The 22747-nt window shown below is 65.9% G+C and carries 24 protein-coding genes; 15 read left to right on the top strand and 9 right to left on the bottom strand.

All coding sequences use genetic code 11. From position 1 onward, the window contains the following. Nucleotides 1–2: 2 nt before the first annotated feature. The 5 genes from BMI90_RS14400 to BMI90_RS14380 form a co-directional block, all read right to left on the bottom strand. Nucleotides 3–1061, bottom strand: coding sequence for an ABC transporter ATP-binding protein (locus tag BMI90_RS14400; protein ID WP_078530182.1), 1059 nt, complete (start codon nt 1059–1061; stop codon nt 3–5). Next, nucleotides 1058–1801 carry a DeoR/GlpR family DNA-binding transcription regulator gene (locus tag BMI90_RS14395; protein WP_210401958.1) on the bottom strand — a complete coding sequence of 248 codons (744 nt, stop codon included), beginning with the start codon at nt 1799–1801 and terminating at the stop codon, nt 1058–1060. The genes BMI90_RS14400 and BMI90_RS14395 overlap by 4 nt, the downstream gene beginning before the upstream one ends. 471 nt (nt 1802–2272) lie before the next feature. Further along, a complete protein-coding gene (locus BMI90_RS14390; RefSeq protein ID WP_246831555.1) occupies nt 2273–3949 on the bottom strand; it encodes an iron ABC transporter permease in 1677 nt (558 codons plus the stop codon). 24 nt (nt 3950–3973) lie between these two features. Further along, entirely contained in the window at nt 3974–4924 is a 951-nt protein-coding gene (locus BMI90_RS14385) for an ABC transporter substrate-binding protein (protein ID WP_078530179.1), read from the bottom strand. A 24-nt stretch (nt 4925–4948) separates the two neighbouring features. Next, nucleotides 4949–6025, bottom strand: coding sequence for an ABC transporter ATP-binding protein (locus BMI90_RS14380; RefSeq protein WP_246831554.1), 1077 nt, complete (start codon nt 6023–6025; stop codon nt 4949–4951). A gap of 192 nt (nt 6026–6217) precedes the next feature. Here BMI90_RS14380 and phnC point away from each other — a divergent pair, with 192 nt between their 5' ends. The 6 genes from phnC (at nt 6218) to BMI90_RS14350 (ending at nt 11556) form a co-directional block, all read left to right on the top strand. Beyond that, complete coding sequence (gene phnC / locus BMI90_RS14375; protein ID WP_078530178.1) at nt 6218–7039, top strand: phosphonate ABC transporter ATP-binding protein; 822 nt, start codon at nt 6218–6220, stop codon at nt 7037–7039. A gap of 53 nt (nt 7040–7092) precedes the next feature. Continuing rightward, nucleotides 7093–8004, top strand: coding sequence for a phosphonate ABC transporter substrate-binding protein (gene phnD, locus BMI90_RS14370; protein WP_078530177.1), 912 nt, complete (start codon nt 7093–7095; stop codon nt 8002–8004). 63 nt (nt 8005–8067) lie between these two features. Further along, a complete protein-coding gene (phnE, locus tag BMI90_RS14365) occupies nt 8068–8940 on the top strand; it encodes a phosphonate ABC transporter, permease protein PhnE (RefSeq protein ID WP_078530176.1) in 873 nt (290 codons plus the stop codon). After that, nucleotides 8937–10274 (top strand): phosphonate ABC transporter, permease protein PhnE, encoded by a 1338-nt coding sequence (gene phnE, locus BMI90_RS14360; RefSeq protein WP_078530175.1) that lies wholly within the window; start codon nt 8937–8939, stop codon nt 10272–10274. The genes phnE (BMI90_RS14365) and phnE (BMI90_RS14360) overlap by 4 nt, the downstream gene beginning before the upstream one ends. A 4-nt stretch (nt 10275–10278) precedes the next feature. Continuing rightward, nucleotides 10279–10929, top strand: a complete 651-nt coding sequence (locus BMI90_RS14355; RefSeq protein ID WP_078530174.1) for an SDR family NAD(P)-dependent oxidoreductase — start codon at nt 10279–10281, stop codon at nt 10927–10929. Nucleotides 10930–10938: 9 nt separating this feature from the next. Further along, nucleotides 10939–11556: a chloramphenicol acetyltransferase gene (locus tag BMI90_RS14350; RefSeq protein ID WP_078530173.1), complete on the top strand. Its 618-nt coding sequence runs from the start codon at nt 10939–10941 to the stop codon at nt 11554–11556. On the opposite strand, the gene phnF is transcribed toward BMI90_RS14350, so the two are convergent. Beyond that, entirely contained in the window at nt 11553–12293 is a 741-nt protein-coding gene (gene phnF / locus BMI90_RS14345) for a phosphonate metabolism transcriptional regulator PhnF (RefSeq protein WP_078530172.1), read from the bottom strand. The two genes, BMI90_RS14350 and phnF, sit on opposite strands and share 4 nt — an antisense overlap. Before the next feature lie 77 nt (nt 12294–12370). On the opposite strand from phnF, the gene phnG reads away from it, so the two are divergent. From phnG to phnN, 7 genes are read left to right on the top strand one after another with little or no spacing between them, the layout of a single operon-like run. Then, nucleotides 12371–12814 (top strand): phosphonate C-P lyase system protein PhnG, encoded by a 444-nt coding sequence (gene phnG, locus BMI90_RS14340; RefSeq protein WP_078530171.1) that lies wholly within the window; start codon nt 12371–12373, stop codon nt 12812–12814. Then, nucleotides 12811–13374: a phosphonate C-P lyase system protein PhnH gene (gene phnH, locus BMI90_RS14335; protein ID WP_078530170.1), complete on the top strand. Its 564-nt coding sequence runs from the start codon at nt 12811–12813 to the stop codon at nt 13372–13374. Before phnG ends, phnH begins: the two co-directional genes overlap by 4 nt. Further along, entirely contained in the window at nt 13375–14460 is a 1086-nt protein-coding gene (locus BMI90_RS14330) for a carbon-phosphorus lyase complex subunit PhnI (protein WP_078530169.1), read from the top strand. After that, the gene (locus BMI90_RS14325) at nt 14457–15326 is read left to right on the top strand and encodes an alpha-D-ribose 1-methylphosphonate 5-phosphate C-P-lyase PhnJ (RefSeq protein ID WP_078530168.1); all 870 of its coding nucleotides are present in this window, start codon (nt 14457–14459) and stop codon (nt 15324–15326) included. Before BMI90_RS14330 ends, BMI90_RS14325 begins: the two co-directional genes overlap by 4 nt. After that, nucleotides 15323–16093, top strand: a complete 771-nt coding sequence (phnK, locus tag BMI90_RS14320) for a phosphonate C-P lyase system protein PhnK (RefSeq protein ID WP_078530167.1) — start codon at nt 15323–15325, stop codon at nt 16091–16093. Before BMI90_RS14325 ends, phnK begins: the two co-directional genes overlap by 4 nt. Nucleotides 16094–16097: 4 nt before the next feature. Continuing rightward, entirely contained in the window at nt 16098–16790 is a 693-nt protein-coding gene (gene phnL / locus BMI90_RS14315; protein ID WP_078530166.1) for a phosphonate C-P lyase system protein PhnL, read from the top strand. After that, nucleotides 16787–17326: a phosphonate metabolism protein/1,5-bisphosphokinase (PRPP-forming) PhnN gene (gene phnN / locus BMI90_RS14310; RefSeq protein WP_078530165.1), complete on the top strand. Its 540-nt coding sequence runs from the start codon at nt 16787–16789 to the stop codon at nt 17324–17326. The genes phnL and phnN overlap by 4 nt, the downstream gene beginning before the upstream one ends. Here phnN and BMI90_RS14305 read toward each other — a convergent pair. Continuing rightward, complete coding sequence (locus BMI90_RS14305; RefSeq protein ID WP_078530164.1) at nt 17308–17997, bottom strand: DUF1045 domain-containing protein; 690 nt, start codon at nt 17995–17997, stop codon at nt 17308–17310. The genes phnN and BMI90_RS14305 overlap by 19 nt on opposite strands. Before the next feature lie 80 nt (nt 17998–18077). On the opposite strand from BMI90_RS14305, the gene BMI90_RS14300 reads away from it, so the two are divergent. Both BMI90_RS14300 and BMI90_RS14295 read left to right on the top strand, forming a co-directional pair. After that, nucleotides 18078–19226, top strand: coding sequence for an alpha-D-ribose 1-methylphosphonate 5-triphosphate diphosphatase (locus BMI90_RS14300; RefSeq protein WP_078530163.1), 1149 nt, complete (start codon nt 18078–18080; stop codon nt 19224–19226). A 130-nt stretch (nt 19227–19356) separates the two neighbouring features. Next, nucleotides 19357–19692: a VWA domain-containing protein gene (locus BMI90_RS14295; RefSeq protein ID WP_168172794.1), complete on the top strand. Its 336-nt coding sequence runs from the start codon at nt 19357–19359 to the stop codon at nt 19690–19692. A 61-nt stretch (nt 19693–19753) separates the two neighbouring features. Here the strand turns inward: BMI90_RS14295 and xylB are convergent, their stop codons facing one another. After that, nucleotides 19754–21232, bottom strand: a complete 1479-nt coding sequence (gene xylB / locus BMI90_RS14290; protein WP_078530161.1) for a xylulokinase — start codon at nt 21230–21232, stop codon at nt 19754–19756. Between the two features lie 20 nt (nt 21233–21252). Next, the gene (locus BMI90_RS14285) at nt 21253–22725 is read right to left on the bottom strand and encodes a mannitol dehydrogenase family protein (protein WP_078530160.1); all 1473 of its coding nucleotides are present in this window, start codon (nt 22723–22725) and stop codon (nt 21253–21255) included. Between the last annotated feature and the right edge of the window lie 22 nt (nt 22726–22747).

Below are 22747 nucleotides of genomic sequence, written 5' to 3'. Positions count from 1 at the left end.
GGTCAGGGGAACGGCGCGAAGCCGGAGGGCGGGGTGACCCGCCGTCCTGTCCTCGCGTCGAAAAAGTGAAGATCGCCGGGCGCGAGGCCGAGCCGCAGCCCCGCACCGGGGCCGGGCAAGGCGCGTCCCGGCACCCGCATCAGCGCCTCCGAGCCGCCAATCCGGCCCGAGACCAGCGCATCGGCGCCCAGATATTCGCCGCCGGTCACCACCATCTCGAACGGGCCTTCGCGGTTCTCGAACAGCGCCTCGGGACGGATGCCGAATTGCAGCGCGCGACCTGTCGCGGCCTCGGCCCGCGCGCCGATCTCTCCCAACGCGGTTGCGGGCAGGATCTGCATTGGCGGCGTGCCGATGAAGCGCGCGGCAAAGGTGGTTTCGGGGCGCTCGTAGAGCGTTTTCGGATCGGCCACCTGCTCGACCCGGCCCGCATTCATCAGCACGACCTGATCGGCCATGGTGATCGCCTCGACCTGATCGTGGGTCACGTAAAGCATCGTGAAGCCAAGGCTTTGCTGCAGCGCGCGCAGTTCCACCCGCATTGCGTGGCGCAGCTTGGCATCGAGGTTCGAGAGCGGCTCGTCCATCAGGCATACTGGACGTTCCGAGATCACCGCGCGGCCCAGAGCCACGCGCTGCTGCTGCCCGCCCGAGAGCTGGCCGGGCTTGCGCGAAAGGTAATCGCTCAGCCCCAGAAGCGCGGCAACCTTGGTCAGACGCTCTGCGCGCTCCGCCTTTGGAACGCGGCGGGTGCGCAGCCCGAAGGTGATGTTCTCGGCCACCGAGAGATGCGGGAAGAGCGCGTAGGACTGGAACACCATCGACAGGTTGCGCTTGTCGGCGGGGCGCTGCGTCACGTCCTGCCCGGCGATCATGACCTGACCGGTGCTGGCCTCTTCCAGCCCCGAGACGATGCGCAAGAGCGTGGACTTGCCGCAGCCCGAGGGCCCCAGCAACGCGGTGAAGCTGCCGGCGGGCACCTCGATGTCGATCCCGTCGAGCGCCTGAGTTTCGCCCCAGCTCTTCGAGATGCCTTGCAGGCTGATCGCGCCGCCGCTCATGCCTGCTCCTCCGCGATGATCAACTGCGCACCGCGCGAGATCAGCGCCGTCGCGTGATGCGCGGGGATCGCCCGGTCGCAGATCACCACGTCGAGATCGCGCAGATGGCCGCCGCGCACATGGGCGGAGCGGCCGAATTTCGTGTGATCGAGCAGCAGCACCGAGCGGCGGCAATTGCGCAGGATCGCCATCCGGGCGGCGACCTCTTCTTCGGTGAAATCGAGAAGGCTGCCATCCTCGGAGACGCCGCCCACGCCGAAGACGCCGAAATCCACCTGATAACGCGCGAAGAAAGCCTCGACCTGCGGGCCGAGCACATCGCGATCGCCCGGGCGCACGGCGCCACCGGGGATGCGCACACTCCAATCCGCGCGATCCGAGGCGATCAGCGCGATGTTGAGATTGTTCGTCACCACCATCAGATCCGAGCGCGCGCTCAGCGACTGGATCGCGATCTCGGGCGTGGTGCCGATCGAGACCGCGAGCGAGGCACCCGAAGGGATCAGCTCGGCGAAGACGCCGCCGATCGCGCGCTTGGCGCTTTCGTTCATCATCCGCCGCGAGGTGTAGAGAAGGTTCTCCGAGCCCGGCAGTTCGACGCCGCCGTGAACGCGCCGCAGAACGCCGGTCGCGCAAAGCTCGTTCACGTCGCGCCGGATCGTCTGGGGGGAGACGTCATGAATTTGCGACAGCTCCTCGATGCCGACCTGCCCGCGCGCACGGACCTGGTCGAGAATCATTTTCTGTCGATCGGAGAGCGAGTTTTCCATCCGGGGTCCGCATCACGGGTTTCGTACCGTGCTGCAGTTTGGCCATTCAAATGAAACCTCGATTGCATTCGTGTGAAACTCTGGTGACGGATCATCCGCTCAAACCGGCGCCTCCCGAGCGAAGTTGACCTTTGGTCACTTGTCGCCAAGGCGCTTCGCTCTCGGCTAAGGCAATTACGTGTTGGACATGAGGGATGGGGCCGGAAGTGGTTAGCTTCATTGCGGAAACAGATGGCGATGGGAATATCGTGGCGCTTTGGCGAGCCGGGCGCGGGGTACGTTCTCCACGGCCAGTTGGAACGGGGCGGGAAGAGCTCGACGAGGTTTCGGTTCTGCTCGATGACGCCAAATTGTCCGGCGCATCGCTCGACTCCATTCGCGATTGGGTGGAGAGCCTGCGCAGCGGAACCGTCCGATGAGATCCGGGCATCTCGGGGACATCTAGAGATTGGTCGCCGAGGATCCCGAACGCTCGACCTTGCGCAGGGCTGAAAGAATCCCCAGCGGCACGAGCGTCGTTGCGATGATGGTGAGGAAGGCCACGGCCATGCCCTCGCCTATGGAGCCCTGATCGAACTGCCGCCAGACGTAGGTGCCGATGGTGTCGGTCCCGACCGGCGCGACGAGCAGCGAGGCGACGAGTTCGCGCGCCGCGACGGTGAAAACCAGCAGCATCGCCGCCAGCACCGATGGCGCCACGAGCGGCACCAGCACGCGCCAGGCGGTGCGCGTCTCACTCGCGCCATGCACGCGCGCCGCCGCTTCCAGCGAGGGGTTGACCTGCTGGAAGGCGGCCACGGTGTACCGCACGGGTTGGGGCAGAAGAATGCAGACATAGGCGAGAACGAGTATGCCCAGCGTATTATAGGGCGTGACCGGCAGGGCAGGCTGGTTCCACAGCAGGATCAGGCCAAGTGCGACGACCACGCCGGGGGCTGCGTTGGGCAGCATCGCGAGCGCATCGATCAAGCTACGTCCTCGACCGCTTCCTCCGCGTGTCGTCACATAGGCGATGGCGATGCCGAAAAAGCCCGCGACGATGGCGGCCACGAGCCCGAGGCCGAAACTCGTTCCCATCGCGGAGAGCGCCCCCGAACTGTCTGTCATGATCGCGCGAAAGTTCTCAAATCCCATATTCGAGGGTTTCAGGCCGCCCGAGATCGTGCGCGAAAGCGCCGTGGCGAGGATGGCCAGTAACGGAAAGCCCGTCGAGACAAAGGCCACCAGTGCAAAGAGCGTTAACGCAGGGCCGCGCCAGATGCCGAGATTTCGCTGTGGGGCGCGCGTGCTTTTTCCGCCCACTACATCGAAGTCACGTGCTGTGGCGATGCGCCTCTGAAAGCCGAAAGCCGCGAGCGACAGGGCGATCAGGGCCAGCGACAGGAGCGCGGCCTTGGGCAGGTCGATCGGCCAATCCGAAAGAGAAGTGTCAATGCCGGTGACGAGCACGTCGAAATCGAACCGCGCGCCAAGCACCGCGGGTGTTCCGTATTCCTCGATCGTCATCGCGAAGACGAGCAGAAGGCTCGCGGCCAGTGCGGGCGTCGCGAGCGGCAGGGTGATGCGCCAGAACGCCCGCCCCGGTCCCGCCCCGAAAACGCGCGATACATCCGAATAGCGCGCGCCGATCGCGGCGAAGCTGCGCGAGGCCGCGAAATAGATCACCGGAAAGGTATGCATCGCCATCACGAAGACGATGCCGGGCAGCGAGAACAGGAACCCCGCCAGATTTATGCCGGTGAGCTGTTGCAGATAGCCCGCCGGTTGCAGCGAGAGAACCCAGCCCAGCGTTGCGATATAGGGCGGGATCATGAAGGGCACGAGAAACAGCAGGTCCCAGATCATCGCGCCGGGCAACCGGTAGAGGGCGCGTATCGCGGCAAGCGGGGTCGCGATCAGCGCCGAAGTCAGAACCACCCCCGCGCCGAGGATCAGAGAATTCGCGCTCTGCGTGGCGAAATCCTCGGATTTGAGGACGGCGCCGAGATGTTCGAAGGGCCGGGAAAATGACCCGGAGCCGATGTCAGGAAAGATCGCCTGAAGGACGATGAAGACGAAGGGCAACGCGACAACGACAATCAGTGCCGCTGTGGTCAAGGCGGTCGTGACGCCGCTCACTGCTGCCCTTCGTTCCGCCATCTCTTACTTTCCGAAGGCTTTGGTGAACATGTCGAGCACCTCGCCACGGCTGCCGACCTCGGTGCCCGATTTCGGCAGTTGCTTCAGTTCGGTGATCGTCGGACGCAGTGCCTTGATGTCGGTGCGCGCGGGCATCAGGTAGACTTTCGCAACCTCTTCCTGGCCCTTGTCGGACAGAACGAAGTCGATGAACTTCTTCGCGTCTTCGGCGTTCTGCGTGGATTTGAGGATCATCATCGGTCGCGCCGCGATCACCGTGCCGCTCTCGGGCCAGATCACGTCAATCGACTCGCCCGTGGCCTTCGAGCCGAGCGCGATGTAATCGACCGCGCCGAAGACGGCAGCTTTCGCGCCTTGAAGAACCGGGGTGAGCGCGGCCTTGTTCGCACCCGCAACCAGAGCGCCGTTCCCGGCAAGCTTGTCGAAAAGCTCGCCCTGACCGTTTGCGTAAAGGCCCGAGACCAGTTCATAAGCAGAGCCGGAAGCCGCCGGATCGGGCATGGTGACCATCAGTTTGAAGTCGTCCTTGGCCAGATCCGCCCATTCCGCGGGCTTCGGCGTGCCGGAGTTCGGATTCCACGCGATCCCCAGCGCGGCGACGCCTTGCGCGACCGCCGTGTCGGACTTCAGGAAGTCCGGGACGTTTTGCGCATTGGGCGAGGTGTAAGCCAGCAGGAGCCCCTGATCGGCAAACGCGGTTGCAGTGTCCCAGGAGGCCGAGATCACGACATCCGCCTGCGGATTGCTCTCTTCGGCCTTCAGGCGCGCCATCACCTTGCCGGTGGTTGCCTGATAGAGGTTCACATTGATCCCGGTCTCGGCGGTGAAATCGGCCGCGAGCGCTTTGGCGAGGCTCGCGGGGCCAGCGGTATAGACGGTGATGTCGGCTTGGGCGGCAAAGCCCGTGGCGCTCAGGGCGAGGGCCAGAAGGCCGCTGCGAAGGGTGGTTTTCATCGGTATCTCCGTTGAGTTCAATCGTCAGGGTCTTTTCGGTATGTCGAACCAGCGCAGCGCCTCGGGCGCGATATGCAGGCCGATCTCCTGGCCCGGCGCGATGCGCGACGCGGCCGAGATCTGGATTTCGCTCCCGTCGGGGAGCGCGAGGGCGAGTTGATAGTCGTCGCCGCGAAACAGGCAGCGCAGCACGCGGGCGCGCAGGGAGGTCTCGCTCGTCCCGCAGATCCGGATGTCGCGGCGCGGGAGCAATACCGCCTTCGCCATTTGCGGGACGGCGAGATCTCGCAACACAGCGCGCGCGGCATCTGCCGACAGGACTGCGCCGAGCCTGAGAAATTCGGCGACCCACGGGTTTGCGGGGCGATCGACCAAAATCTCGGGCGGGGCGGCCTGAACGATCTGGCCATCGCGCAGGATCGCGACTTCGTCGGCCAAAGAGAATGCCTCCGAGTGGTCATGCGTGACGTAAAGCGCGGTCAGCCCGAGATCGGCCACGAGCCCCGCGATTTCGTCCACCATGCTTTCGCGCAGCTCGCGGTCGAGATTGGAGAGCGGCTCGTCGAACAGGACCGTGCGCGCGCCCGAGGCGATCGCTCGGGCGATGCCCACGCGCTGTTGTTGCCCGCCAGACAGCGCCGAGGGACGTCGGTCACCCATCGCCTCGAGCCCGACACGCGCGAGCGCAGCTTGCGCTCTGGACAGACGTTCGGCGCGGCCAATGCCTTGCATCTCGAGCGGAAAGCCCACGTTCTGCGCGACGCTCATATGCGGCCAGAGCGCGTAATCCTGAAACACCATGCCAAGCTTGCGGCGTTCGGGGGGCAGGAAGAGGCCGCGGGCGGGGGCCGCGACGCAGCCGCCATGGACGAACACCTCGCCCGCGCTGGGCGCCTCCAACCCCGCGAGCACGCGAAGCAAGGTCGTCTTGCCGCTGCCCGAGGGCCCGAGCAGCGCCAGCGCCTTGCCCGGTGCGAGCGACAGGTCTATGCCGCGCAGGATCTCGGCCGGGCCATAACTCAGGCGCAGCGAACGCACCGCGAGCGCCGCGTCTTCATGCGCGGCGCGCAGGTTTGTCTCTTTCAGATTTGCCAGCATCATCCCGCCCACTTTCGGGAACTGGCCATATTGAAGCGGTGTAACAGAACGGTGACGTGGTGCCCAAAGACAGCGGGCGACCGATCAGGGTGAGAAAACCATCGCGAGCCGGTGAGTATCATATATTCGTCACGTGAGGATAACGGAGCCGTTACACGCGCTGCCTAATTCCGCCCTCGAAACCTCGGAGGGCGCATGCGGCTCGAATTCAGACATGTCAGCAAGGTTTTCGGCAGCAAGGCCGCCGTGGACAACGTATCACTGTCGATCGAAGGTGCCGGGTTCATCGGCGTGATCGGTCGCTCGGGTGCCGGAAAATCGACGCTCCTGCGGATGATCAATCGCTTGGGCGACGCCAGCTCGGGACAGATCCTGTTCGACGATGCGGATATTCTTGCCCTGAGTGGCAGGGACAAGCGCGACTGGCAGGCTCGCTGCGCGATGGTGTTCCAGCAATTCAACCTCGTGCCGCGTATGGACGTGGCCTCGAACGTGCTGCACGGGCTGCTGGGGCGGCGTTCGACCCTCTCGACCCTGTTCAACCTGTGGTCCGAGGCAGACATTCGCCGCGCGCTGGGCATTCTCGACCGTCTCGGCATCGCCGAACAGGCCGCCAAACGTGCCGAGGCGCTTTCGGGCGGCCAGCAACAGCGCGTCGCGATCGCGCGCGCCCTGATGCAGGATCCGGCGATCATTCTCGCCGATGAACCGATCGCCTCGCTCGACCCGATGAACGCCCAGGTGGTGATGGACGCGCTCAAACGGATTCAGGTCGAGGACGGGCGGATGGTGATCGCAAACCTGCACACGCTCGATACCGCGCGCCGTTATTGCGACCGCGTGATCGGGATGCGCGACGGGCGCGTCGTCTTCGACGGGCGCCCCGATCAACTCACCACCGGCGTCGCGCGCGATATCTACGGCGCCGATGCCAGCTTTTCCGAAGCCGCCACCTCGACCGAGATCGGGGCGCTCGGTGACGATCAGGAATACGCAGCCGCCATGCTGGGCGACTGAGTAGCAACCGGCCCGCTGCCAAGACCAAGGGCCACATCCTAGAGGGAACGACCATGAAACAGATGCTTGCCATTCTGGCCGCGACGACCGCTCTGGCGGGTGCTGCGTCCGCGGAAGGGATCAAGGAATTCAATATCGGCATTCTGGGCGGCGAGAACGCGCAGGACCGTCTGGCCTCGAACGACTGCCTTGCGAAATACGCCGAAGAGACGCTGGGCGTCCCGGTCAAGCTGTTCGCGCCGGCCGATTATGACGGCGTGATCCAGGGCCTGCTGGGCGGCACGATCGACATGGCCTGGCTGGGTGCCTCGGGCTATGCGAAGACCTACCTGACCGACCCCGAAGCGGTCGAGCCGGTGCTGGTGAAGGCGAACCTCGACGGCTCGTATACCTATTACTCGATCGGCTTTGCGCGCAAGGACAGCGGCATCAAGTCCCTCGAGGATCTGCAGGGCAAGACCTTCGGCTTCGGCGATCCGAACTCTACCTCGGGCTACCTGATCCCCTCGGTCGAGATCCCGCAGCAAACCGGTCACTCGATGCAGTCGGGCGACTATTTCGGTGAAGTGAAATTCACCGGCGGCCACGAGCAGACCATCGTCGCGGTGAACAACGGCGATATCGACGCTGGTGTGACCTGGGCCGACGGTCAGGGCAACTGGGAAGACGGCTACAACTCGGGCGCGCTGCGCAAGGCCGTCGATGCGGGCCTCGTGGACATGAACAATCTGGTCGAGATCTGGCGCTCGAAGCCGATCCCGGAGGGCCCGGTCGTGCTGCGCAAGGCGCTGCCGGCAGATGTGAAGGAAAAGATGACCGCGCTGGTCGAAGGCCTGAAGGCCAAGGATGCCGAATGCGCCTACGGCGTCGCAGCCGGTGACACCGCTGGTTTCGTTCCGATCACCCACGACTACTACGACACGATCATCGAAGTGCGTCGCAAGAAGATCGCCGAAGGCTCGTAAGCTTTCCATCTGCGGCCGGGGGCGACGCGCTCCCGGCCGCTTTCCCTTTTTCAAGAGCCCTGCATGACCGATATCGCCCCGCCCAGTGCCACCGCCGAGGATTATCTCGCGCAGACCCGCCGCAAGCGGCTTTACGGCGCGATCCTTCTGGCGATTTTCGTCGCCATGATGGCCTCGGGTTTTCGTCTCGCCGATGCGCGCAACGCGGGCGGGTTCTTCGAGGGGCTGCATCGTTTCTTCGATTTCCCGGCCGAGATCTTCTCGGAAGCCATCGCCAAATGGCAAAACATTCCCGGGCTTCTCTGGCGCTATCTTCCCTCGCTGATCGAGACGCTCAACATCGCGGCCGTCTCGACCCTGATCGGCGGGATCGCGGCGATTGTGCTGGCGCTTCTGTCGACCCGCGGCCTCTCGCTCTGGCCACGTGCGATTCCGGTCTTTCGCCGCGCGATGGACGTGATGCGCGCCTTGCCCGAGATCGTCGTGGCGCTGGTGCTGATCTTCCTGCTGGGCGTCGGGCCGGTGCCCGCGATGGCGGCGATCGCGCTGCATACGATGGGGGCGCTTGGCAAGCTGTTCTCCGAGGTCGCCGAGAATGCCGATCTCAAGCCGGTCGAGGGGCTCGGCTCCACCGGGGCGAGCTGGTTCCAGCAGATGTGGGTGGGGGTGCTCCCGCAGGTCGCGCCGAACTGGTCTTCCTACGCGCTCTTGCGTTTCGAGATCAATATCCGCGCCTCGGCCATCCTCGGCTTCGTCGGCGCGGGCGGGATCGGCTACGACCTCAAGACCGCGCTGCAATGGGGGCAGGGACGCTATGACGCGGTGGTCGCGATCTTCGCGCTGCTCTTCGCGACGATCATCCTCGTCGATCACTTCTCGGATCGCGCCCGGGCGCGTCTGGTGCGCGGAGCGACCGCGAAGGAGGGCCGGATATGACCATGACCGCGACCGACATCAACGCAGGCACCCGCTTCGCCGAGATCGACGATCTGTTCTGGCGGCGACGCCTGCGCGCCTTCGTCGTGCCACTGGGGATCCTCGGCTACCTGATCTACATCCTCTTCGCCTTCGACATCCCCGGCCTGGCGGCCAAGGCGCGGCCCGAGAACGCGGCGATCCTGCTGGGCGATTTCTGGTCCTACAAGACCCATGTCAGCCGCGATAACCGCTCGGGCGAGGTGACGGTCGCCATCGAGGGCGAGCGTCGCGGCATCTATCCCGAGGGCCAGTCGCCCGATTGGATCGCGCGGCAGGGCGCGACGACCGAGATCACCCTGCCCAAGGGCGCGCAGGTCACCTATACCGACAAGGCGGCCGACGTTCTGGTGCCCGGGTACGGCACACTCCACGTCAGCCTTGAGGGCCGCAAGGTGGCGCTCACGCTGCCCGAGGGCAGAGAGATGCCCGACTGGATCTCTGCCTCCCGTAGCCGGGTCTCGATGGATCACGGGGACTGGCGGTTCTCGATGACGCCGAGCCGCACCGAAACCTTCCGATATTTCCCCGGCTGGGAGCTGTTCTTCTTCACGCTCGACAGCCCTTTCCACGGCAAGTCCCTTCCCGACCTCGTGTGGCTTGCGGTTTCTGGCGAACGGGTGAACCCCGAGATGTCGAACCTCTCGGCCATGTTCGGCGATTTCTGGAACAACCAGATGTGGCATCATTCCGATGTGTTCTGGGCGATGTGCGAAACCGTTCTGATGGCCTTCCTCGGCACGATGGGCGCGGGTCTGATCGCGTTGCCGCTGGCTTTCCTCGCGGCCAGCAATTTCACGCCGCTCAACGCGATCCGCCTGAGCCTGCGCCGCTTTTTCGATTTCCTGCGCGGGGTGGACGGGCTGATCTGGACCGTGATCCTGAGCCGCGCCTTCGGGCCGGGGCCGCTGACCGGCTCGCTCGCGATCCTGATGACCGACACCGGCACGTTCGGAAAGATGTTCTCGGAGGCGCTGGAGAACATCGACGGCAAGCAGGTCGAGGGCGTCAATTCGACCGGGGCCAATGCGCTGCAGCGCGCGCGCTTCGGGGTGATCCCTCAGCTCGCGCCGGTGATCCTGTCGCAGCTTCTGTATTACCTCGAATCCAACACTCGCTCGGCCACGGTGATCGGCGCTCTGGTGGGCGGCGGGATCGGCCTGCTGCTGACGCAGGCGATCATCACCCAGAAGGACTGGGAAGAGGTCTGCTATTACGTGATCCTGATCGTGCTGACGGTGATGGCGATGGATACGATTTCGGGCTGGCTGCGCCGTCGCTTCATCAAGGGCTGAGCGCATGAAAATACTGATCACGGGCGTCAATCGCGGCCTGGGTCGAGCCATGGTCGAAGCGGGCGTCGCGCGCGGCTGGGAGGTGCAGGGCACGTTGCGGCGGGGCGAGGCGCCGTCCGGCGTCGTGGCTCATGCGCTGGACATGGGAGAGTTCGATACCTTCGCGGACCTCGCCGCCCGGGTCGGCCCTCTCGACTGCGTGATCCTCAATGCGGGCATCATCGGGCCCGCGATGCAAAGCCCGCTCGAGATGGATTTCGATGGTTTCGCCGAGACGATGCGGATCAACACGCTAGCCCCCCTTGCGCTCGCGCAGGCGCTCTTGCCCAATCTGCGCGCGCGGAAGGGCGGCCGCGTTCTCGCGATCTCCTCGCAGATGGCCTGGATGGGCTATCGCAAACCCGACCGGATCGCCTATCGCGCATCGAAAGCGGCGCTCAACAAGGTAATGCAGGGGCTTGCCACCGAACTTGAACCCGAAGGTTTTCCCGTCGCGCTGATCGACCCCGGCTGGGTGCGCACCGATATGGGTGGGGCGCAGGCCGATCGCGACCCCGGCGACGTAGCGCGCGAAATTCTCGACACGGCTGGCGCCCTCACGCTCTCGCAGACCGGCGCTTTCCTTCATTCCGACGGGCGTCCCCGTCCTTTCTGAGAGGCGACTATGCCGAGGCTCGATCCCGACACGCCCTTGATTCCCGAGGATTGCGAGGTGAGCAATTCGCAGTTCGGCCGCTATTGCGAGCTGGGGCGGGGCAGTCGCGTGCTCAACTCCGAATTTGGCGATTACGCCTATTGCGACCGCTATGCCGATATCGCGAATGCGAGCGTCGGGAAATTCGCCAATATCGCCGCGTTCACCCGGATCGGGCCGACCGATCACCCGTGGCGCAACGCGGCGCAGCATCACTTCCTCTACCGTTCCCACTACTATTTCGACGGCGAGGAGGATTGGGCCGAGTTCTTCGCCCATCGCGCGTCGCGCCGCACGGTGCTGGGGCCGGATTGCTGGATCGGGCATGGCGCGATCATCAAGCCCGAAGTCACGATCGGGGCAGGGGCCGTGGTTGCCTCGGGCGCGGTGGTGACGAAGGATGTGGCCCCCTTCACGATCGTGGCCGGGGTCGCGGCCGAACCGCTGCGGATGCGTTTTCCCGACGAGGTCGCACAGGACCTGCTCGATCTCGCCTGGTGGGATTGGGAGCATGAGCGGTTGCACACGGCGCTGGCCGATTTCCGGGCCCTTCCGGCTGCGGAGTTCGTCGCGAAGTATAAGGGCTAAGGTGCGTCTTGCCGCTTCAGATCATCCGGTCCGATCGTCAGTGCCACCCGGTCGCCGGAAAACCAACTGATACCGAATTCGATGGGTCGCCCGTCCGGGTCTGCGTTGATCGCCTCGGTGCGCAGCAGAGCCGCGCCCTCGGGCAGGCGCATCAGCCCCGCGCGGGTGCCCTTGGCCAGCGTCGCGGTGACCCGGGTCGAGATGCGGACGTAATCGGCCAGCCCCGCCGCGCGCAGCGCCGACGTGACCGAGGCGTGCCGTCTCAGGCCAGCGGGCAGCTCGGGAAACCGTTCAGCCGGAAAGACGGACCGGAAATGCGCGAGCGGCATGTCGTCACCAAGCGAGATGCCTTCGAAGACATGCACCTGCGCGTGCTCGGGCAGGTCGAGCGCCGTGGCTTCCTCGGGAGCCGCGCGGCGGGTCTCGATCCGCAGCACCTCGCGAGAGGGCGTTCGACCCGAGGCGGCGACGTTTTGCTGAAACCGCACGCGCCGCGAAATCGGGTAATCCGCGCGCGGAGCATCGGCCACGAAGACACCCGAACCGCGCCGCGCGATCACGAGACGATCTTCGGCCAGCGCAGCCAGCGCGCGCCGCACCGTATGCCGGTTGACGCCGAAACGCGTGGAAAGCTGCGCCTCGGTGGGCAGCCTCGCACCCGGCGGATAAAGCCCGGCGGCCAGCTCTTCTTTCAGGGCATTGGCGATCTGACGCCAGATTGGCTCGCGGGTCGTCATGGAAATTTCACTTGCCACCTGAGAGGGAATCTGTCCAGATTTGTCTAGTTGTATAGTAATCTAGACAAGTCGGCAAGATGTCCAGTCTTAATCAAGATCAAATGGCGCGGCGCGACCGCATGGGGCTTCTGGCCCGCGCCGAACCGTCGCGGCTCGAAAAGCTATTCCCCGAAATCCCAGTGCATGAGCTGCTGCGGGCCCCCGAAGCGGGCGCGGTGATGGTACGCGGCCGGGTCGGGGCCTCGGGCGGTCCGTTCAACCTTGGCGAAATGACGGTCACGCGCTGTTCGTTGCGCCTCGAGGGGGGCGCGGTGGGCCATGCCTATGTGCAGGGGCGCGACAAGTCCCATGCGCTGCGCGCCGCCGCACTCGATGCGCTGGGCGAGGCTGGTTCGGAGCAGGTCGCGCCGATCCTGAACGCCCTGCGCGCCGAGGAAGCTGCGCGTCGCACCGAACGCGCCGAGAAAGCCGCGGCGACCAAGGTCGAGTTCTTCACGATGGTGCGGGGAGAGGATCAATGAGCGATCTGTCCGGAGGTTTCACCCAAGCCCCCCAGCAATCGGCGCGCGCCTTCCGCGCGGTTCTCGAGGCGATGGCTCGACCCGGCCGCGTGCAGGTGCTCGACGGGGCCGCCCCGCCCGCGCCGCTGTCGCCCGCCGCGGGCGCGGTGCTGCTGACGCTCGTCGATCAATCCACGCGGCTCTATCTCGCGCCCTCGCATGACACGCCCGAAATCCGGCACTGGATCGCCTTCCATTGCGGCGCGCCGCTGGTTGAGGCGGACGCTGCCGATTTCGCGCTGGGCACCTGGGAGGCGCTGCAACCGGTCGCGCGCTTTGCGATCGGCACACCGGATTATCCCGACCGTTCCGCGACCCTGATCGTCGAGTGCGACGCGCTGGCGCCGGCCAATGCCCGCCTCACCGGGCCGGGGATCGAAACCGAAGCCCTCGCGCATTTGCCCGAGATCGCCGCCTTCGCGGCCAATCGCGCGGGGTTCCCGCTGGGCTTCGATTGTCTGTTCACCGCGCAAGATCAGGTGCTGGGCCTGCCGCGCTCGACCGAAGTGGAGGCGATCTAGATGTATGTCGCGACCAAAGGGGGCGAGCGCGCGATCGACGCGGCCCATGAGTGGCTCGCCGAGGAACGCCGTGGCGACCCGTCGGTGCCCGAGCTTTCCATCGCGCAGATCCGCGAGCAGATGCGCCTTGCGGTGAACCGGGTGATGGCGGAGGGCTCGCTTTATGATCCCGATCTCGCGGCGCTTGCGATCAAGCAGGCGCGCGGCGACCTGATCGAGGCGATCTTCCTGATCCGCGCCTATCGCACGACGCTGCCGCGCTTCGGGGCGAGCCTGCCGGTCGAGACCGACGCAATGGCGATCACGCGCCGGATCTCGGCCACGTTCAAGGATGTGCCGGGCGGTCAGGTGCTGGGCCCGACCTTCGATTACACGCACCGGCTGCTGGATTTCAAACTCGCCGCCGAGGGCGAGGCGCCGGAGGCCGCGCGCAAGCCCGCCGATGACACGCCCGCGCCGCATGTGCTCGCACTTCTGGATCGCGACGGGCTGATGGAGCCTCTGGAGATGTCGGATGCCGAGCCCGGCGATCTGACGCGCGAGCCGCTGGAGATGCCCGCCGACCGCCCGCTGCGTCTGCAGGCGCTGACCCGGGGCGATGAGGGCTTCGTGCTCTCGATGGCCTATTCCACGCAGCGCGGCTACGGGCGCACCCATGCCTTCGTGGGCGAACTGCGCATCGGCACCTGCGCGGTCGAGATGGAGATCCCCGAGCTGGGTTTCTCGGTCGAGATCGGCGAGATCGAGCTTTCGGAATGCGAGACGGTCAACCAGTTCACCGGCTCGAAAACCGAACCGCCGCAATTCACCCGTGGTTACGGGCTCGTCTTCGGCCAGAACGAGCGCAAGTCGATCTCGATGAGCCTCGTGGACCGGAGTCTGCGCTGGGAGGAGCTGGGCGAGGATGACACCGGCGCCCCGGCGCAGGATGCCGAATTCGTCCTCTATCACTGCGACAACATCCAGGCGACGGGCTTCCTCGAGCATATCAAGCTGCCCCATTACGTCGATTTCCAGTCCGAACTGGAGCTGATCCGACGCCTGCGCAAGGCGGCCGGGGCCGACATGCAGGAGGCCGCGGAATGACTGACCAAGCCTACAATTTCGCCTATCTCGACGAGGCCACCAAACGGATGATCCGCCGCGCGATTCTCAAGGGCATCGCGGTGCCGGGCTATCAGGTGCCCTTTGCCAGCCGCGAGATGCCGATGCCCTATGGCTGGGGCACGGGCGGCGTGCAGGTGACGGCGGCCTGCCTCACGCCCGAAGATACGCTCAAGGTGATCGACCAGGGCGCGGATGACACCACGAACGCGGTCTCGATCCGCAAGTTCTTCGAACGCACGGGCGGGGTGGAGACTACCACCCACACGAGCGAGGCGAGCGTCATCCAGACCCGCCACCGCATCCCCGAAGAGCCGCTGCGCGACGGTCAGATCCTCGTCTATCAGGTGCCGATCCCGGAGCCTTTGCGCTTCCTCGAACCGCGCGAGAGCGAAACGCGCAAGATGCACGCGCTCGAGGAATACGGGCTGATGCATGTGAAGCTCTACGAGGATATCGCGCGCCACGGCGAGATCTCGGCCTCCTATGCCTATCCGGTGAAGGTCGAGGGGCGCTATGTGATGGACCCGTCGCCGATCCCGAAATTCGACAATCCGAAACTGGGCGGCAATCCCGCGATCCAGCTGTTCGGGGCAGGGCGCGAGCAGCGGATCTATGCGCTGCCGCCCTTCACCGATGTCGTCAGCCTCGATTTCGAGGATCACCCGTTTCAGGCCTCGAAAGCCGATCACGATTGCGATCTGTGCGGCTGCGCCACGAGCTATCTCGACGAGGTCATCACCGACGACCGGGGCGGGCGGATGTTCGTCTGCTCGGATACCGATTTCTGCGAAAGCCGCCGGAGCGCGGGGCATCGCGGGCGGTTGAGCCCGGAGGAGATGGCATGAGGGATTTCAAGGATACCGCCCTTCTGCAGGTCGAGGGGCTGACCAAGCGCTATGGCGCGCGGATCGGCTGCGCGGATGTGAGCTTTGATCTCTGGCCGGGTGAGGTTCTGGGGATCGTGGGCGAGAGTGGCTCGGGCAAATCCACACTGCTGAGCTGCCTCGCAGGTCATCTCACCCCCGATCAGGGGCGCGTGCTTTATCAGGGGCGCGACACCCTCGCGATGAATGAACCCGAACGCCGGGTGCTGGGCCGCACCGACTGGGCCTTCGTGCATCAGAACCCGCGTGACGGGTTGCGCATGGGCGTCTCGGCGGGCGGCAATGTGGGCGAGCGGCTGATGGCGGTTGGCGCGCGCAATTACGGTGCGATCCGCGAGACCGCAACCGACTGGCTCGGCCGGGTCGAGATCGACGCAGGCCGGATCGACGACCGCCCGCGGCAGTTCTCGGGCGGGATGCAGCAGCGCTTGCAGATCGCGCGTAACCTCGTGACCGGGCCGAAGCTCGTGTTCATGGACGAACCGACCGGCGGGCTCGACGTGAGCGTACAGGCGCGGCTTCTGGACCTGCTGCGCGGGCTGGTGCGCGATATGGGGCTGTCGGTGATCCTCGTGACACATGACCTCGCCGTGGCACGGCTGCTGGCCGACCGGCTGATGGTGATGCAGGGCGGACATGTGATCGAGCACGGTCTGACCGATCAGGTGCTCGACGATCCGCAGGCGCCCTATACGCAGCTTCTCGTGTCTTCCGTCCTGCAGGTATGAGCCCATGATCGAGATCGAAAACCTCTCCAAATCCTTTACCCTGCACAATCAGGGCGGCGCCACGATCCCGGTGATGGCGGGCGCGCATCTGAGCGTGGCCCCTGGGGAATGCGTGGCTCTGACAGGTGCGTCGGGCGCGGGCAAGTCCACGCTGATGCGGATGATCTGGGGCAATTACCTCGCGGCCTCGGGCTCGATCCGGGTTGGCGGGCTCGACATCACGCGCGCTGCTCCGCGCGAGATCATCGGTCTCAGGCGCGACACGCTCGGCTATGTCAGCCAGTTCCTGCGGGTCGTGCCGCGCGTGCCGACGCTGCGGGTGGTGGCCGAACCGCTTCTGTCCCTGGGAACACCCGAGGTGCAGGCCGAGGCGCGCGCCGCTGAACTCCTCGCCCGGCTCAATATTCCCGAACGGCTCTGGAGCCTTTCGCCCACGACCTTCTCGGGCGGCGAGCAGCAGCGGGTGAATATCGCGCGCGGCTTCGTGCATGGCTACCCCGCGCTGTTGCTCGATGAGCCCACCGCCTCGCTCGACGCGACCAACCGCGAGGTCGTGCTGCGGCTGATCGAAGACGCCAAGGCGCGCGGCGCGGCGATCGTGGGCATCTTCCACGACGAGGCGGCGCGGGCGCGGGTCTGCGACCGCGAGGTCGATGTCACCGGCTTCACCCCGGCTGCGGCGCGGGGGGCGGCATGAGCGGGCGGCTGATCGCGGTTGTGGGCCCGTCGGGCGCGGGCAAGGACACGCTGATCCGCGGCGCGATGGCGCGTGATCCCGCGCTGCACTGGGCGCGTCGCTCGGTTACGCGCCCGCCCTCGGGGACCGAGCCGTTCGAAAGCCTGACCGAAGACGAATTCGACAGTCGCCTCGCGGCGGATCGCTTCGCGCTGCATTGGCAGGCGCATGGGCTGCGTTACGGGGTGGCGCGGGCCGAGCTGCTGCCGATGGAGGACGGGGCAACCGTTCTCTTCAACGGCTCGCGTGCCGCTTTGGCCGAGGCATATGAGCAGTTTCCCGATTTGCAGGCCATCGAAGTCACCGCCCCGTCCGTGCTGCTGGTCAAGCGGCTCGCGGCACGCGGCCGCGAAAGTGCGGATGAGATCGCGGACCGGATCGCGCGCAGTTGCAAGGAGCTGCCCGAGGGACTGCCCCTGCGCCGGGTGATGAATGACGGCACGGTCGAGGAGGGCGTCGAGCGTCTGCTTGCGGCCCTTCAGCCGGTCAGGGCGTAGCGATGCAGCAGATGGAACCGTCCACTTTCAGGCGCCTCCCCGAAAAGGCACAGCGAGTCGATCACATGCGGCGCGTCCAGATAGGGCGCGAATTCGCGTCGGGCGACGACGGCCACGGCCTCTGCGACCTCGCGGGAAAGGCGGCCGCTCAGGGTAAGATGCATCTGGAATTGCTCGAAGACGTAAGGGTAGCCGAAGCGCTCCAGCAAGTCGCGCTGGCGGTCGCTGAGCGCCTCGGGATTGCGTTTGGCCAGCTCTCTCTCGCTGAGCGGTGCGCGGGTGCGGTCGAGCCGTTCGACCACCTCTCCCGCCATGGCTTGCAACAGCGTCACATCCCCGACCGGACGCAGCGCAAGAAAATCGCCCAGGCGCGCCACTTCCAGCCCGTCCAGCGTGACCGGTGCAAGCTGCCCGGCCAAGGCTCCGAGCGCCTCGCCCAGATCGTCGCCCGTCAGCCCCTCGGCCAGCCGGAACGGCGCCTTGATCGTGGCGTGAAACCCGTATTTGCGCGGTGTTTCGGTGATCTCGGACAGCGGCAGAGGCAGCCCGTCAAGCTGCGGCTGCGCGACCTCGGCACCCGTCACCGCGTCCCAACCCAGCCAGGCCGAGCCAGCCTGCATCAACCCGTCGCGCGGCGCGTAGTAGATCGCATATCGTGTGTAATATCCCATGCCCGCCTTTTCCCCGCGTTTTGTCACGTCGATGTGACACTTCGCTGCGAAAGCGGCAAGACGTTCAACCGGAGCCTCCCATGAGTGACCTCATCCTCGCCAATGCAACCCTCGTTCTGCCCCGCGAGGTGATCCGCGGATCGCTCGTCATCGAAGACGGGCATATCGCGCGGATCGACGAGGGCGCGAGCATTCCCGAAGGCGCGACGGATTGCGGTGGCGATCTGGTGATGCCGGGGCTGATCGAGTTGCACACTGACAATCTCGAACGCCATATCGAGCCGCGCCCCAAGGTGAACTGGCCGCATTCGGCAGCGATCATCGCCCATGACGCGGAACTTGCTTCGGTGGGGATCACTACGGTGTTCGACGCGCTGCGCGTGGGCTCGATCGGTGTCTCCGGCTCGAGCCGGACCGATTACCACGAATATGCGCGCGCTCTCGCGAGTGAAATTCTGGGGATGCGCGATGCGGGCGGGCTGCGCATCAGCCATTATCTGCATCTGCGCGCCGAAACCTGTTCCGAGACCCTGATCGAGGAGCTTGCAAAATTCGGGCCCGAGGATCGCGTGGGGATCGTGAGCCTGATGGATCACACCCCCGGCGAGCGCCAGTTCCGCGACCTCAGCAAGCTGCGCGATTATGTCTGCGGCAAGCACGGGCTAAGCGATGCCGCTTTCGACGATCACGTCGCAAGCCAGATCGCGCTGAAGGAACGCCTTGGTGCGCGTCATCTCGAAGCCGCGATCGCTGCGGCGGGGCGTTACGGCGCGGTGCTCGCCAGCCATGACGACACCACGGCCGAGCAGGTCGCGCAATCGGCCGCGCAGGGCGTGCATTTCGCCGAGTTCCCGACCACGCGCGAGGCGGCCGAGGCATGTCGGGCGCAGGGGATCGCGGTGATGATGGGTGCGCCGAACTTGATCCGGGGCGGCTCGCATTCGGGCAATGTCGCGGCGCATGAGCTGGCAGAAGCGGACCTGCTCGATATCGTCTCGTCGGATTACGTGCCCTCGGCGCTTCTGTCGGCGGCGCTTCTGCTGGGCGATCTCTGGGATGATCTGGCGCGCGGGATCGCCACCGTGACCGCGGCGCCGGCCGATGCGGTCGGGCTTGAAGATCGCGGGCGGCTCGAGCCTGGCAAACGCGCGGATGTCATCCGCGTGCACCGGTTCAACGGGTCCGGTGCGCTGCGCGGCACTTGGGTCAAGGGCGAGCGTGTGGGCTGAAATCTTGCCCGCAACGCCGGTCATCTGATCGTGCGTGTACCGTTCGCGGCAGGCAAAGGGCGACGTTCTCGTTGCGGTGAAGAGGTTTTCGGACCCGTTGGACGCGGCGACCGGGGCGGCGCTTTCGGGGTTGAAGCCGGGCTATTCGGCGCGACTTGGGGCCGCTTTGCGCCATGCCGGGAGAGATCTCGGCCAAGTGCCGCGTCATCGCCGCTTGTTGCTTTTCATCACGGATGGTGAGCCCTCCGATATCGACACGCCCGATCCGGAATATCTGGTTCGAGATGCGCAGCGCGCCGTCCGCAGCCTGAGCGCGATGGGAATCGATGTTTTCTGCGTCGGCCCCGGACCGCGGAACAAGGAACAGGAGGCCGCTATCTTCGGACGGAACGGCTTTATCCAGATCGACACGCTCAACACGCTGCCGGACAAGCTCTTGTCGTTCTATCTCAGACTGACGCGCTAGGTTCGCGCGGCATCCGTCAGGCACTGATCGGCCCCGGACTCGCGGCGCGCAAATCGAGAGGTCATCCACCGGACTTGCGCGCGTCGCGGATCGCGGGATGCAGCGCGCGGTAGCGGGCATATTGCGCGTCAAAGGCGACACGGAGATCCGCGCGTGGGGCGATGCGCTCGGCGATGGCCGGTGCGGTGCAGATCTCGGACGGAGCGGCGTTGGTCGCAGCGCAAAGGCCGAGGCGGGCCGCCCCGAAAGCCGCGCCGTAATCCCCGGCTTCGGGCAGCAGGATCTCGGTGTCGAGATTGGTTGCGATCATCTCGAGCCAGAGCCGCGACCGCGAGCCGCCGCCGACCGCGATCAGCTGATCGACCCGCGTCCCGGCCTCTGCCAGCACCCGCTGACAGTCCCGGAAGGCGAAGGCGACGCCCTCCATCACCGCTTGTGTCATGCTCTCGGCGGTACTCAGATGCGACAACCCGGTGAAACTGCCGCGCGCGGTCGCGTCGTTATGCGGGGTGCGCTCGCCCGAGAGATAGGGCAGGAAGATCTCTTCTCCCGGGCCCCGATAGCCACGCGCCACGGAACCGGTCAGCTCTACGACATCCCGCCCGACCAGATTTGCGATCCAGTTGAGGCTGTCGCTTGCCGACAGGATCACCCCCATCTGGTGCCACATGCCGGGCAGGGCATGGCAGAAGCTGTGTACCGCGCCAGCCGTATTGGGCGAAAACCGGTCATCTGCGACGAAAAGCACGCCGGAGGTGCCAAGCGAGACGAAGCCCTTGCCGGGGGTGATCGCACCTATCCCGCAAGCCGAGGCGGCATTGTCGCCGCCGCCGCCCGCAACGGGGACGGGGCTGGAAATCCCCCAGCGCGCGCGCAGTTCGGTGCGCAATGCGCCTGCGACCGCAGTGCCCTCGACGAGGGCGGGCATATGGTTGCGCGCGAGCCCCGTCGCCGCGAGGATCGTATCGGACCAGTCGCGCCTGCCGACATCGAGCCAGAGCGTGCCCGCCGCATCCGACATCTCCGAGATATGCTCGCCGGTCAGACGCAGCCGAAGGTAATCCTTCGGCAGGAGCACTTTCGCGACTTTCTCGAAGATCGCGGGCTCGTGGCGCGCGACCCAGATCAGTTTGGGCGCGGTGAAGCCGGGCATCGCGAGGTTGCCGGTGATTGCGTGCAGATCGGGGGCGTCAGTTTCAAGTGCCGCGCATTCCTCGGCTGCGCGCATGTCGTTCCAAAGGATCGCGGGGCGCAGCACCGCGTCGGCAGCATCGAGCAGAACCGCCCCATGCATCTGTCCCGACAATCCCAGCCCGCGCAGCGCAGCCATATCCCCGGGCGCCTTCGCGGCCAGCGCGTCGAGCGCGGCGAGCGTTGCCTGCCACCAGTCCTCGGGGGCTTGCTCGGACCAGCCCGGATGCGGGCGCGAGACCGAGAGGGGCTGATGCGCTTCGGCCAGAACCGTGCCGGTCGGGTCGATCAGCGCCGCCTTGACCCCGGAGGTGCCCAGATCGATGCCCAGATAGGTCTCGCGCGTCATGTCTTCTTTCCTAATGCCGCTCAGGACGCGAGATAGGCGTCGATCGCGGCGCTCATGCCCTCGGCCCAGATCATCTCGAGCCAATGGGCGAAAGCGTCGGCGAAACGCGGCGTGTCGGCAAGATCGCCATAGGTCTGGCGCATCTCGAGCCAGCGGCGGGGATCGGATTTCGCCTCCTGCGCGCGCAGCGTGAGCGCCTCCCAGAACGGATCGTTCGGGGTGATCTCGGAGCCGTCCTCGCGGGTGCCGGCGCACATCCGCGCCCAGGCAGCCTCGACCAGTGCAAGCCCGGATACCGGCTTGCCCGCGGCCAGACCCTCGCGCACTGAAGGCAGAACGAAGCCCGGGTGACGCGACGATCCGTCGAAAGCCACGCGCCGCGTCGTGTCGACGATGGCGGGGTTCGAGAACCGCCGCGCGATCAAGTCGACATAGGCCTCAGGTGTCATTCCGGGCACTTCGGCGACATGGGGGGCGATCTCCTCACGCTCGACCTTGTCGTAGAGCGCGCGGATCTTGGGGTGCTCCATGCAGCCCGAGATCGTCTCGACGCGCAGCACCTCGCCGGGCACGGAAATCACCTGATGCCCGCCATTGAGAATGCGGATCTTCATCACCTCGTAATCATGCACCCGGTTCGAGAAGGTCGCGCCCGCGCGGTCCCAATCGGGGCGCCCGGCGCAGAAATCGTCCTCGATCACCCATTGACGGAAATTCTCATGCGTGACCGGCGCCGCGTCGTCGATCCCGAAAGCGAGCGCCTGGGCGAGCTCTTTCGGGCCGGTCGCGGGCACGATGCAATCGACCATCGAATTGGGAAAGGAGCAATTCGCCTCGATCCAGTCCGCGAGCTCGGGATCCTGCATCCGCGCGAGCGAGACCACCGTCTGACGCAGGATGCGGCCATTGCCTTGCAGATTGTCGCAGCTCTGGCCGGTGAAGGGGCCGGTGCCGCGCTCGCGCCGTAGTCGCAGCGCCGCGACCATCGCGCCGAATGCGGTGCGCGGGCGATCGGGATTGGCCGCGTCATGGACGATATCGGGATGGGCCGCGTCAAAGCCCTTGCCGGCGGGGTCGATGTAATAGCCACCCTCGGTCACGGTCAGCGCGACGATGCGGATATCGGGCTCGGCCATCCGCGCGATGAGCGCGCCATTGCCGTCCTCGATCGCGACATAGTCGATCATCGAGCCCACGACCTCGGCCGAGGAGCTTTCGGGGCCAAGTTCGATCAGCGTCGTCAGATAGTCCTGAGCGGCCAGTTTCGCGCGCTGCACGGCGTCATAGGGGCGCACGCCTGCGCCGACGATAGCCCAATCCTGTGCGAGACCCTGCTGCATCAATCGGTGCAGATACCACGCCTGATGCGCGCGGTGAAAATTGCCCAGCCCGATATGCACGATCCCGGCGCGGAGCGCGCTTCGGTCATAGCGGGGCCGCTCCACGCTTTCGGGCAGGCGGTTCAGGGTCGCATTCGAGAGCTTGATGGCCATCTCGGGGGCTCCTTCTTCCGGC

It is taken from the genome of Thioclava sp. L04-15, from assembly GCF_002020275.1.
GTDB classification, from domain to species: domain Bacteria; phylum Pseudomonadota; class Alphaproteobacteria; order Rhodobacterales; family Rhodobacteraceae; genus Thioclava; species Thioclava marina.
This window is presented reverse-complemented; position numbering and strand designations above follow the sequence as displayed.